Origin of the sequence: Ruegeria sp. HKCCA5463, from assembly GCF_013034175.1 — a bacterium.
Lineage (GTDB): Bacteria > Pseudomonadota > Alphaproteobacteria > Rhodobacterales > Rhodobacteraceae > Ruegeria.
Map to the genome: position 1 here is coordinate 100,215 of NZ_WQFL01000002.1, position 12,587 is coordinate 112,801.

Below are 12,587 nucleotides of genomic sequence, written 5' to 3' on the forward strand. Positions count from 1 at the left end.
CACCAGTAAAAACCGGGTTAACAGCCCAGCGGGATTGCGGCCTTCGGTCTTCACCGGATGTTAAAACCGTCGCTACTAGGATCGCCCTGTGTGAATGAACGCATCAGGTCAGAGGGTAAATGGTACCAAGGGCGAGTCTTAAGGAAACCAGATCAGATCTGGATTTCGGCGCGATCCGTAAGGTGCTGGTGGTTGATGACAGCCGTCTGCAGCGGCGCATCTTGGTCGCATCGCTCAGAAAATGGGGCTTTGAGGTGGTTGAGGCCGATACGGGCGATGCCGCCCTGGCGCATTGTCTGGACGATCCGCCCGATCTTGTTCTCAGCGATTGGGTCATGCCGGGGATGAGCGGGCTTGAGTTCTGCAATGCGTTTCGCGCCCTGGATACCGATCAATATTGTTATTTCATCCTTCTGACTTCCAAAAGTGAAAAGCAGGAGGTTGCGCGCGGACTGGATGCCGGGGCAGACGATTTTCTGATCAAACCCCTTGAGGCGGATGAATTGCGGGCGCGCATATCCGCAGGCGCGCGCATTCTGGACATGCAGCGCGAGCTTTCACAGAAAAACCGCCTGATCGAATCCGCGCTGGAAGAACTCAGGCTGGCGCATGACGCGATCGACAAGGACCTCATTCAGGCCCGAAAAATCCAGGAATCGCTGGTCCCGGAATTTACGCGGAGCTTTGGAAAATCCCGGGTCAGCCTGTTGTTGAAACCCTGTGGCCATATCGGAGGAGACCTTGTTGGCATGTTTTCGCCCGGGGTCAATCGGCTGGGGTTCTACAGCATCGATGTATCCGGACATGGCATCACCTCGGCCATGATGACGGCGCGTCTGGGCGGTTATCTTTCCAGCAAGCATTTCGATCAAAATGTCGCAATGGAGAGGAGGTTCAACAAATTCTATGCACTGCTGCCTCCGGAAGACGTCGCAAGCATGCTCAATTCCCGATTGATGGCGGATGAAGGGATCGAGGAATATTTCACGATGGTCTACGCCATTGTGGATCTTCGAAACGGGCATCTCAAGATGGTGCAGGCCGGGCATCCGTATCCGCTTCTGCTGCGGCAGGATGGCAGCACTGAATTTCTGGGCGATGGCGGGTTGCCGATCGGGCTGATCGAAGATGCGAGTTTTCAGCAAATCGAGATTCACATGAAACCCGGCGACAAACTGTTGGTGTATTCGGACGGATTTACCGAATGTCAGCTTGCCGAAGGCGGTTTGCTGGAGGAAGACGGTTTGCGACAGATGGCCCAGCAGTGCATTTCTGAAAAGGGCGGGTCGGAGTTTCTGGACGACATGTTCTGGCGATTGACCCAGGAGATTTCGCCCAAAGATGGCATTGGGGATGACGTATCCGCCGTTTTCTTTGAATATAACGGGCCTTAAAGCGAACTGAGATGCATTTCCGCAAAGTGCCGGTCACCGTCATTGCCCAGCAATTCAACGGCATCGGCGGCTTCCATCCACAGTGCTTCGTGGAATGCCTCACTCGGCGGGCCTTTGCGGCGTACGGGACGGGCGCGGTAGATCAGGCAGACTTTTTCGGCCCACAGATCGTATTCGGGCATATAGGTGAACCGGCGAAAAGCGCCGATCCGACGCGGGTTGGCAACGTGCCACCCGGTTTCTTCATAGACTTCGCGATGCAAGGCCGAAATCGGTGATTCGCCCGGATCGATGCCTCCACCCGGCAATTGCAGATCCGGGCCCGGTTCGGTCTGACAGGTCAACAGCAATTGGCCGCCACGTGGCAAAAGGGCATATACGCCAACCCTTCGGGTGTATTTCCGCCCCGTCTCGGGGGTTTCACCGAACCGCCTGATCATGTATGGCCCCTTTCAACCCGATCTGTACGACCTATATGGTGCCGGTATGCCAACCCGTGGCGTGTAAGGAAACCCCATGTCTCTTGGAACAAAAATCGCGTGGGACGATACCGTCCTGCCCTTTCAACTTGATGCATCCGACATGCGCGGCCGCGTGGCCCGTCTGGATGGCGTGCTGGATGGTATCCTGAAACAGCATGACTATCCCGAGCAGGTCGAGGCGCTTGTGGCCGAGATGGCCTTGCTGACCGCGTTGATCGGCCAAACGGTTGCGTTGCGCTGGAAACTGTCGTTGCAGGTACAGTCCAAAGGGGCGGTGCGCATGATCGCAACCGACTATTATGCGCCGCAGGAAGAGGGCCAGCCCGCCCAGATACGGGCTTATGCCAGCTTTGACCGGGACCGGCTTTCCAATTCTGCGCCTTTCGATCAGGTGGGCGAAGGGTATTTTGCCATCATGATCGATCAGGGAGAGGGCACGCAGCCGTATCAGGGCATCACTCCGCTGGCCGGTGGATCGCTGAGCGCCTGCGCCGAGTCGTATTTTGCGCAATCCGAACAGCTGCCGACGCGGTTTTCGCTGAGCTTCGGCAAATCGACCGAGCCGGGCGTGGGCGAGCATTGGCGTGCAGGCGGCATCATGCTGCAACACATGCCCAAAGCGTCGCCCTTTGCCGCGTCGGGTGAAGGAACCGGTGACATCCTGACCGCTGCCGATCTGGTCGATGGCGAAGAAGGTGAAAACTGGGGTCGCGTCAATATCCTGCTGGATACCGTCGAGGATTTGGAGATGATCGGCCCCTCTGTTGCGCCGACCGACCTTCTGGTTCGCCTGTTTCACGAGGAACAGCCGCGTGTCTATGATGCGCAGTCCGTGCAATTTGGCTGCACCTGTTCCGAGGATCGTGTGCGACAGAGCCTGTCGATCTATTCGGCCAAGGATATCGAAAAGATGACCACGCCCGAGGGCGAAGTCACCGCGGATTGTCAGTTCTGCGGGGCTCATTATGTGTTGGACCCGGCAACTGTCGGATTCGATGCCGAAGACCCCAAAGGTGCATGACCCGGTTGAAAAGATCCGGGCGGCCCTGCGCCGCCCCGGTCACGGGTCCAGCGACTTTGACTTGAACCCGGATACCGTTCTGCCGCCCGGACGACGGTTGCGACCCGCCGGTGTTCTGGTGGCCATTTCCCTGGCTGATGACACACCGCAGGTCATCCTGACCAAACGCTCATCCGCGTTGAAGCATCACCCGGGCCAGATCGCCTTTCCCGGTGGCAAACAGGACGAAACCGATGCTGATGTTACGGCTGCGGCTCTGCGGGAAGCTGAGGAAGAGATCGGCCTGCCCCCTGAAATGCCCGAGATCCTGGGATTTCTGCCGACGCATGAGACCGTGACCTCGTTCACAGTAACACCGGTTGTCGCAGTTTTGCGGGACAGGTTCCAACCCGTGCCTGAACCCGGCGAAGTGGACGAAGTTTTCTCGACCCCCCTTGCCCATCTTTTGAATCCTGAGAATTATCTGGTCGAGTCGCGCCGATGGCGCGGCCAGAGACGCAGATACTACGCAGTTCCGTACGGCCCCTATTACATTTGGGGCGCGACCGCCCGCATATTGCGCGGGCTTGCTGCACGGGTGAATGAATGATGCTGATTGACGAAGCTTGGATCAGTGAACCAGCGACGCAAAAGGTCTGTTCGGCCCTGACCTCATCCGGGGCTCAGGCGCTTTTCGTGGGTGGATGCGTGCGCAACGCGCTGCTTGGTGCTCCAGTGTCGGATATCGACATCGCCACCGATGCAAGGCCCGGGCAGATCGTCGAGCTGGCGCAGGCCGCCGGGCTCAGGGCCATTCCGACCGGCATCGAGCATGGTACGATCACGGTGGTCAGCGCGGGCATCCCGCACGAGGTCACCACCTTCCGCCGTGACGTGGAAACCGATGGCCGCCGCGCGGTGGTGGCATTTTCCGATCATGTCGAAGAAGACGCGGCGCGACGGGATTTCACCATGAACGCGCTCTATGCCCAACCCGATGGCACCGTGCTGGACCCTCTGGGTGGTCTTCCCGACCTCGAGGCCCGGTTGGTGCGGTTCATTGGAACCGCCGAGAACCGCATTCGCGAAGACTATCTCCGCTCGCTTCGCTACTTCCGTTTTCACGCCTGGTACGGGGATCCGGATGGCGGTTTCGACCCCGATGCCCTGGCCGCCATCGGCGCCAATCTTGACGGGCTGGAGTCATTGTCGCGCGAGCGGATCGGGGCAGAGCTGCTGAAATTGCTGGCATCGCCTGATCCGGCCCCTGCCGTTGCGACCATGCGCAGTACCGGTGTTTTGGCCCGGGTGTTGCCGGGGGCGGACGATCGGTCTTTGGCCCCTTTGATCGCGCTGGAACAGGCGGCTGGTGCCGATCCCGATCCGGTGCGTCGTCTGGCAGCCATTGCCTCGCCCGATGATGCCGCGACATTGCGGTTGAGCCGTTCGCAGTTGCAACGCCTGATCAGGATGCGTGAAGAAGCACAGTCCACAACCAGTATTGCTGAACTGGGATACCGCTATGGCGATGAAGGGGGATTGCACGAGACGCTTTTGCGCTGCGCCTTTCTGGAACAACCCTGGTCCGAAGATTTGCGGCGCGATCTGCATGCAGGCGCAGCAGCGCGTTTCCCTGTCCAGGCCAGAGATCTGATCCCCAACTTCACCGGCCCGGCGCTGGGCAAGAAGCTGGCCGAGCTGGAAAAACGCTGGATCGCATCCGGTTTTTCGCTGTCACGCGAAGAGTTGTTGGCACATTAGCGCGAAGTCTCAAAAGGGGATGACATCTCGGATCCTTTGTGCTTAGTTGCGCCTGTCACATGGATGGAGGAATGCGAATGTATTACGGGATCTGGTTCGGCTAAAGCCGGGACACCTGCCCCGTAAAGGGTGGTGTTCAGGCGCCATCTTTCTTCGCACGTCTGTTTTCCTGCTCAATCGGAGCACTTTCCATGTTTCGCTATTTCGAAAACCTTGTTGACCCTTTTGTTGCCTACCGTGAGGCTGACGCACCGCCGACGCGGTTGTGGCCCTTCATGCTGGATTATTCGCGGCCCTTTTTCCGGGTATTTTTCTGGGCGGCGCTGGTTTCCATAATCGTCGCGGGTGTTGAAATCGGGCTGATCTACTACATGGGTCGCGTAGTGGATCTGTTGGGCGGCACGCCGGCAGAGGTCTGGCAAAATCACGGAACGGAATTGTTGTTGATGGCAGCCTTTGTGTTGCTGTTGCGTCCGCTTCTGCATTTGGTCGACGTACTTCTGCTGAACAATACGATTTTGCCGAACTTTGGTACGCTGATCCGTTGGCGTGCGCACAAACACGTGTTGCGTCAGTCGGTTGGCTGGTTCGAAAACGACTTTGCCGGGCGGATTGCAAACCGGATCATGCAGACACCTCCAGCGGCGGGTGAAGTGGTCTTTCAGGTTTTTGACGCGATTTCCTTTTCGTTGGCCTATTTGATCGGTGCGGCGATTCTGCTGTATGCGGCGGATCCGCGTTTGTTGATCCCGCTGCTGATCTGGTTCGGATTCTACGCCATGCTGGTGCGCTGGACCGTTCAGCGTGTTGGTCCGGCGTCAAAAGCGGCCTCGGATGCGCGTTCGACGGTCACGGGGCGGGTGGTGGACAGCTATACCAACATCCATTCGGTCAAAATGTTTGCCCATGGCCCGCAAGAGCTGGACTATGCCCGCGAGGCGATCGAGGAAACCCGTCGGACATTTCAGATCGAAATGCGGATTTTCACTATTATGGATGCCGTTCTGGTCACGTTGAACGGTATGCTGATCGTGGGTATTGTCGGCTGGGCGATTGCCTTGTGGATGCAAGGCAGCGCTTCGGTCGGTGTTGTTGCGGCGGCTACGGCCTTGACCCTGCGCCTGAATGCCATGACCGGATGGATCATGTGGGCCCTGACCAGCTTTTTCCGCCAACTTGGTATCGTGTCCGAGGGGATGGAGACCATTGCCCAGCCCATCGATTTGCTTGATGCGCCTGACGCGAAACCCTTGCGACTTGGCAAGGGTGAAATCCAGATCCGCGACCTCTCGCATCACTATGGTCGCGAGGCGGGCGGTTTGGACCATATAAACCTGACCGTCCAGCCCGGCGAAAAGATTGGTTTGATCGGTCGTTCCGGTGCTGGCAAATCGACCCTGGTAAAGCTGCTGTTGCGGTTCTACGACGTCGAACGCGGTGCGATTTATATTGACGGTCAGAACATTGCGCATGTCACCCAGGACAGCCTGCGCAGCCATATCGGTATGGTTCAACAAGACAGCGCCTTGCTGCATCGCTCGGTCCGCGACAACATCCTTTATGGCCGGCCAGATGCGTCCGAGGCGCAGATGATCGCCGCCGCCAAACAGGCCGAAGCACATGAGTTCATCCTCGATTTGCAAGATCCGCAGGGTCGGACCGGGTACGACGCGCATGTCGGTGAACGGGGGGTGAAGCTGTCAGGTGGCCAGCGGCAGCGTGTGACGCTGGCGCGGGTGATCTTGAAGGATGCGCCGATCTTGTTGTTGGATGAGGCGACATCCGCCCTAGATTCTGAGGTCGAAGCGTCAATTCAGGAAACCCTCTACGGCATGATGCAAGGAAAAACCGTAATCGCCATTGCCCACAGGCTCAGTACCATCGCGCAGATGGATCGCATTCTGGTGATGGATGCAGGCCGTATCGTCGAGGAAGGCACGCATTCCGATCTTCTGGCGCAAGGTGGCCTTTACGCCCAATTCTGGGCGCGGCAATCTGGTGGTTTCATGAACCCGGAGGCTGCTGAATGAGGATTGCCGACCTCATCTATCCGTTCAGGAACATCGAAACGCCCCCACCGCAGACGTTGGGGGCGTTCATCCGCTGGAGCCTGTCCGGGGCGTGGCCGATGCTGTTTGTTGCGGCGTTCTTCTCGGCCATTGCAGGCGCGATGGAGGCGGTCACGGCATGGATGCTGGGCCGCGTGATTGATGTGGCGACCGCCAGCGGGCCCGAGAATTTTCTGACCGCTGCAAATATGTGGATGATCCTCGGTGCGGCCGCCTTCTTCATGTTGCTTCGCCCGATCCTGTTTGGCCTGTCATCCTTGTCGAACAACTACATTGTCATGCCAAACATCACACCTTTGGTTCTGGCCAAGCTGAACCGTTGGACCTTGGGTCAGTCGGTGACCTATTTCGACGATGATTTTGCCGGTCGGATCGCGCAAAAGCAGATGCAGACATCGAACGCCATGGCTTCGGTCGTGTCGGAAACGATCAGCGCGATTGTGTTTGCCCTGGCGTCTCTGGTGGGGTCTTTGTTTTTGTTAGGGTCTATTCATCCTTTGGTGATGCTGCCCTTCGCGGCATGGCTGGCGGTGTATTTCATGCTGGTGCGCTGGTATCTGCCGCGCATCCGCAAACGTTCCGCCGCGCGGGCCGGGGCGCGGGCGATGGTGTCCGGGCAGGTGGTCGATACGATCACCAACATCAAAACCGTGAAGCTGTTCGCCCACTCAGAATTCGAAGATCAGGCGGCGCGTGAATCGATGGTGGATCTGCGTGAAAAATCGCTGGATTTCGGCAAGTTGTCGGCAAGTTTCCGGTTCATCCTTATGACGCTGGCCGGTGTCCTGCCTGTCTTGCTGCTGGGCGCGACCTTGTGGCTGTGGAAGGGCGGCATGGCGACCGCCGGGGATATCGTGGCTGCCGGGGCGGTTTCGATCCGTATTGCTCAGATGACCGGTTGGGTCAGTTTCACCTTGATGGGGCTGTATGCCAATGTCGGTGAAATCGAAAACGGGATGAAAACGCTGACCAAGCGTGACCGGGTCGAAGATATGCGCGGGGCGACGGACCTTGATGTGACCGAAGGGTCGATTTCCTTCGAAGGCGTCAGCTTTGCTTACGGGCGCGATATCGGTGGCGTCACGGATTTGAGCCTGACCGTCAACCCGAGCGAAAAGCTGGGCATTGTCGGTGCATCCGGGGCGGGGAAATCCACGCTCGTCTCACTGTTGCTCAGGCTCTATGACAGGGAAAGTGGCGCCATTTGTATCGATGGCCAGGACGTGTCACAGGTAACGCAGGACAGCCTGCGCCGACAGATAGGAATGGTCACGCAGGAAACGGCGATGTTCAACCGGTCTGCTCGTGAGAACATTCTGTATGGCCGGCCGGACGCCTCAGAGGCCGAGATGATCGAGGCCGCAAAAAAGGCCGAAGCGCATGATTTCATCCTGAGTCTTGAAGATGCTCATGGTCGAAAAGGCTATGATGCTCATCTGGGTGAACGGGGCGTGAAACTCAGCGGCGGGCAACGACAGCGAATCGCTCTGGCGCGCGCCATTCTGAAAGATGCTCCAATTCTGGTTCTCGACGAAGCGACATCGGCGCTGGATTCCGAGGTTGAAGCTTCGATTCAGACCGCGCTGCATCGGTTGATGCAGGGCAAAACGGTGCTGGCCATCGCGCACCGGCTGTCGACACTCAGCGAAATGGACCGGATTGTTGTTTTGGACGAGGGCCGGATCGTCGAAACCGGAACGCATGAGGCGCTGCTGGACCTGGGCGGCCTGTATGCGCGGTTCTGGCACCGCCAGTCGGGCGGGTTCATTCAGGCGGAAGCTGCGGAATAAGGGTTTTTTTGCTGCGAAAGCCCGGCTATCAGGCCTCTCATGACGCAGCAATTCACAATCACACGGCTTGGACATCAGGGCGACGGTATTGCCGATGGCCCTGTTTACGCCCCTCGTACCCTTCCCGGCGAGATCGTCAGCGGCACCCTTGTCGGTCAGCAAGTGACCGATATCCGGGTCGAGACACCGTCCGAACACCGTGTCAAAGCGCCTTGCCGCCACTACAAAGCGTGCGGTGGCTGCCAGTTGCAGCACGCATCCGATGCATTTGTGACCGACTGGAAATTGCAAGTCGTCCGCAAGGCGCTGATGGCGCAGGATCTCAAAGCTCCACTGCGCCCGATACACACATCGCCCGAACAGTCACGTCGGCGGGCTACGATTGCCGTAAGGCGCACGAAAAAGGGCACGTTGGCGGGGTTTCACGGTCGTGCATCCGGCACGATCACCGAGATACCCGCTTGCCGCTTGCTTGACCCGGCCTTGATCGCGGCCATTCCCGTGGCCGAGGCGTTGGCCACCCTGGGCGCAAGTCGCAAGGGTGTTCTGGCTGTCACGCTTACACTGTCCGAAGCTGGTCTGGATGTGGCCGTAACAGGTGGCAAACCGCTAGACGGCCCCTTGGAACTGGCGTTGGCGCAGGCGACCGAGAAACATGGGCTGGCCCGGCTCAGTTGGGATGATGAGGTTATTGCCATGCGGCATGCGCCGGTTCAGCGCTTTGGAGCAGCCGGAGTCACGCCACCCCCCGGAGCTTTCTTGCAAGCAACAAAGGACGGAGAAAAGGCTCTGTTAAAGGCAGTTTCCGAGGCTACACGGGGTGCGAAACGTATCGTTGACCTGTTTGCGGGCAGCGGAACGTTCTCTTTGCCGTTGGCGGAAAGCGCCGAAGTTCACGCGGTTGAAGGCGAGGCCGCCATGATCGAGGCGCTGGATCAGGGCTGGCGCAGGGCACAAGGGCTGAAACGCGTAACGACCGAGGCCCGTGACCTGTTCCGCCGCCCGCTGATGCCGGACGAGCTGAAATCTTTCGACGCCATTGTTCTGGATCCGCCTCGTGCCGGTGCCGAAGCTCAGGTAGATGAGATTGCACAGGCGCAACGCCCGGTGATCGCCTATGTCTCGTGCAATCCCGTCACCTTTGCGCGTGATGCGAAAACGCTGGTTAACGCGGATTACACCCTTGAATGGGTACAGGTCGTTGACCAATTTCGATGGTCAACACACACGGAACTTGCTGCGCGGTTTGTTCTGAACGCAGCATCTTGATCTTACCGGGGAAACTGACACATGGGGTCCAAACAGCGTTTGCTGAATTTTATCGAAGCGCCCGTTTTCGGGCGGTTCATTACGGCCGTGATCATCTTCAATGCCATTCTTTTAGGGATGGAGACATCGCCGACCCTGATGGAACTGGCCGGCCCCTTGATCGTGGCGCTGGACAGGCTTTGCCTGGCGATCTTTGTGGCTGAAATTTCCATGAAACTGATTGCCACCGGGCGCAGGTTCTTCACAAATGGCTGGAACATATTCGATTTCCTGATCGTTGGAATTGCCCTGGTTCCCAGCGCCGGAGGTCTGTCGGTGCTGCGCGCCCTGCGAATTCTGCGGGTGTTGCGCGTGATTTCCGTGGCGCCTCGTCTGCGTCGCGTGGTCGAAGGGTTCATCTCGGCCCTTCCCGGCATGGCCAGCGTGTTTCTGCTGATGGCAATTCTGTTCTATATCGGTGCGGTAATCTCGACCAAGCTGTTTTCGGCATCGTTCCCGGATTGGTTCGGCGATCTGGGCCTGTCTGCTTATACGCTGTTCCAGATCATGACGTTGGAAAGCTGGTCGATGGGCATCGTGCGCCCGGTGATGGAGGTCTATCCCTATGCCTGGGTCTTCTTTGTTCCCTTCATCATGGTCACGACCTTTGCGGTGGTGAACCTGTTGGTGGGTCTGATCGTCAATTCGATGCAGGATGCCCATCATGCCGAGGATGAGGTTAAAACCGATGCCTATCGCGATGAGGTTCTGGAACGGCTGGAAAGCATCGAACGTCGACTGGCCGAGCAGTCAAACATCAAAAAGTGATTTCAGTTTTTCCCATTTTTGGCATAATGATCGAAAAAAAGCAGAGCAGGCAGTGAAACATGGATCGTCGAGTATTCGGTTTAGGCGCGCTGGCAACGCTGAGCCTTTCGGCTTGTGCCTCTAGCGGCCCAAGATTTCTGACTTATAACGGACCCGAGGTGACCTCTTTGGTGGTCAACAAGGGCACGCGCAAACTTTACTTGTTGCACAACGAAAAGATCCTCAGGGAATATGACGTCGATTTGGGGTTTGCGCCGAATGGAACAAAGAACCAGCGCGGTGACGGCAGAACGCCCGAGGGCACCTATCTGATTGACCGTCGCAACCCCAGAAGCCGGTACCACCTATCCCTGGGCATTTCTTATCCCAACTCGCAGGATGTCGCCAAAGCCAAGGCTGCGGGCGTTGATCCGGGTGGGGATATCTTCATCCACGGTGAACCCAATCTGCGTTCTGAGCGGAGACGCGCAAAAAAGAAGCGGGATTGGACAGCTGGATGCATCGCAGTCAAGAATGACGAAATCGAAGAGATTTATGCGATGGTCAACAAAGGTACGCTGATAACCCTGCGCCCTTAGGCCGATCCTGGCGCCCAGTCACTGAATCCGAATGCTTCATAGTCGCGCTGATAGGCTTCAACCGCCAGCGCTTTGAGGTTTTCGTCGTAGATCTGGTCCAAAGCGTATGGTTCATCCGGTGCGCAGGAGCCAGGCTTAGGCGGGTTTGAATGCCCCATGCTACGCGCCAGATCCGGCAAGGCCGTCATCAGATCCTCTTCTCTCAGAATCAGATCGGGCATCGTGAAGGATGCGATTCCCTCCAACGTCCTGGACTGGCTGCACCACGTGCCGTCCACACGGACCGGTGTCTGCCCGTTGAGGTTGAGGCGTAGAAAGTCCAGAAAGCCCGAAAAAGCTTCGCGGTGTTGTTCGACAGAATAATTGTTGTCCCGCACTTGCCCCGGGATCGGCAGCTTGAGCCGGTTGCGAAGGTAATTCCGCACCATCTTATAGCTGCCCGGCCCCGTATTCAGAATATGACTGCAAAATGCCGTATGTGCCCGGGCCAGAGGGTGACGCAGAACAGTGAATTGCCGATGTCCGGGATGGCCCTGTTTCCATGAGCGGACCTGTTTGCGGTTTCGATCCGTGATCAGCTTGTCGGTCTGACATCCGTCCAGATCAGCGAGCCATTGCACGATAACAGGCTCTATTCCGCCCCGAATGGGCAAATACATCAAAGTAGACCTTGCAGCGGCAACATAAAGCGGTACAGCCGCGCCGCGCTGCGGCTCAAAGCTTGTTGACCGATGCAATCCGAACCGATCCTGATCGCACAGGGCTTGCTTCATTTCATCAGGATTGGTGACCTTCGACAATGCCGGCGCCGGGTTTTGCGGTTTCAGGGTATCATCCAGTCGGGTCAGCCGCCCCTCAACCCCCAGCCATACAGCCAGCCCGTTTATGACCTCCAGCTCGGTCAGGTCGTCATAGTGAATGAAGAACCCGGTTTGGCCTGTCTTTTGCAGGTGCCGTTGCACCATAAGCTGATGGTCTTGCAGCTGGTTCAGGTAATCCGAAAATTCGTCGGCGTCGAAGTCAACCTGCGCGTCGACGCGGCGTTTCACATTCTTCAGCAGCCACTGCTGCGTTTTCTGTGCTATTTTCAGCGACAGGTAACTGTCCAATGGGTTGCGGGTCAGAATGATCTTGGCACAGCGCGGGTCGTTCAGCATGGGTTTCAGGATACGTGGGTCATGGTCTTCGAAATATCGGAAGCCATTGATGTCACCCGGTGCTGATTTGATCGCTTTGAGCATTCTCATGGGGTCCGCATCCCGGTCTTCCAGCGAAAGGCCAAGCAGACGATCGGATTTCAGGCTGCCCGCAAAATGCGGATTGAACGCCTCTCCGTGACAGGTGACCCCTTCCAGCGCGTTCAGGTTGGCCTCAAGCAGGTTCGAACCTGTGCGCATGGCGGCCAGAATCACGAAGTAATCAAAATGGGCTGACATG

General features: G+C 57.7%; 11 protein-coding genes. 9 read left to right on the top strand and 2 right to left on the bottom strand.

Annotated features, from left to right (window positions below):
• Nucleotides 1-119: 119 nt before the first annotated feature.
• A complete protein-coding gene (locus GOW09_RS06545; protein ID WP_171116728.1) occupies nt 120-1,394 on the top strand; it encodes a PP2C family protein-serine/threonine phosphatase in 1,275 nt (424 codons plus the stop codon).
• On the opposite strand, the gene GOW09_RS06550 is transcribed toward GOW09_RS06545, so the two are convergent.
• Nucleotides 1,391-1,834 (bottom strand): NUDIX hydrolase, encoded by a 444-nt coding sequence (locus GOW09_RS06550; protein WP_152459593.1) that lies wholly within the window; start codon nt 1,832-1,834, stop codon nt 1,391-1,393. The two genes, GOW09_RS06545 and GOW09_RS06550, sit on opposite strands and share 4 nt — an antisense overlap.
• A 76-nt stretch (nt 1,835-1,910) precedes the next feature.
• Between GOW09_RS06550 and GOW09_RS06555 the strand changes: the two genes are divergently transcribed.
• The 8 genes from GOW09_RS06555 to GOW09_RS06590 all read left to right on the top strand — a co-directional run bounded on the left by GOW09_RS06555 (nt 1,911) and on the right by GOW09_RS06590 (nt 11,150).
• A complete protein-coding gene (locus GOW09_RS06555) occupies nt 1,911-2,897 on the top strand; it encodes an Hsp33 family molecular chaperone HslO (RefSeq protein WP_152459592.1) in 987 nt (328 codons plus the stop codon).
• Nucleotides 2,872-3,486: a CoA pyrophosphatase gene (locus GOW09_RS06560; protein ID WP_152459591.1), complete on the top strand. Its 615-nt coding sequence runs from the start codon at nt 2,872-2,874 to the stop codon at nt 3,484-3,486. Before GOW09_RS06555 ends, GOW09_RS06560 begins: the two co-directional genes overlap by 26 nt.
• A complete protein-coding gene (locus tag GOW09_RS06565) occupies nt 3,483-4,637 on the top strand; it encodes a CCA tRNA nucleotidyltransferase (RefSeq protein WP_171116730.1) in 1,155 nt (384 codons plus the stop codon). The genes GOW09_RS06560 and GOW09_RS06565 overlap by 4 nt, the downstream gene beginning before the upstream one ends.
• Nucleotides 4,638-4,828: 191 nt before the next feature.
• Nucleotides 4,829-6,667, top strand: a complete 1,839-nt coding sequence (locus tag GOW09_RS06570) for an ABC transporter ATP-binding protein (protein ID WP_171116732.1) — start codon at nt 4,829-4,831, stop codon at nt 6,665-6,667.
• Nucleotides 6,664-8,496, top strand: a complete 1,833-nt coding sequence (locus GOW09_RS06575; protein ID WP_171116734.1) for an ABC transporter ATP-binding protein — start codon at nt 6,664-6,666, stop codon at nt 8,494-8,496. Before GOW09_RS06570 ends, GOW09_RS06575 begins: the two co-directional genes overlap by 4 nt.
• Nucleotides 8,497-8,535: 39 nt before the next feature.
• Nucleotides 8,536-9,765 (top strand): class I SAM-dependent RNA methyltransferase, encoded by a 1,230-nt coding sequence (locus GOW09_RS06580; RefSeq protein ID WP_171116736.1) that lies wholly within the window; start codon nt 8,536-8,538, stop codon nt 9,763-9,765.
• Between the two features lie 21 nt (nt 9,766-9,786).
• Nucleotides 9,787-10,572, top strand: coding sequence for an ion transporter (locus tag GOW09_RS06585; protein ID WP_171116739.1), 786 nt, complete (start codon nt 9,787-9,789; stop codon nt 10,570-10,572).
• A gap of 59 nt (nt 10,573-10,631) precedes the next feature.
• Entirely contained in the window at nt 10,632-11,150 is a 519-nt protein-coding gene (locus tag GOW09_RS06590) for a murein L,D-transpeptidase family protein (RefSeq protein ID WP_171116742.1), read from the top strand.
• On the opposite strand, the gene GOW09_RS06595 is transcribed toward GOW09_RS06590, so the two are convergent.
• A complete protein-coding gene (locus tag GOW09_RS06595) occupies nt 11,147-12,586 on the bottom strand; it encodes a nodulation protein NodH (RefSeq protein ID WP_171116744.1) in 1,440 nt (479 codons plus the stop codon). The two genes, GOW09_RS06590 and GOW09_RS06595, sit on opposite strands and share 4 nt — an antisense overlap.
• Nucleotide 12,587: the final 1 nt, after the last annotated feature.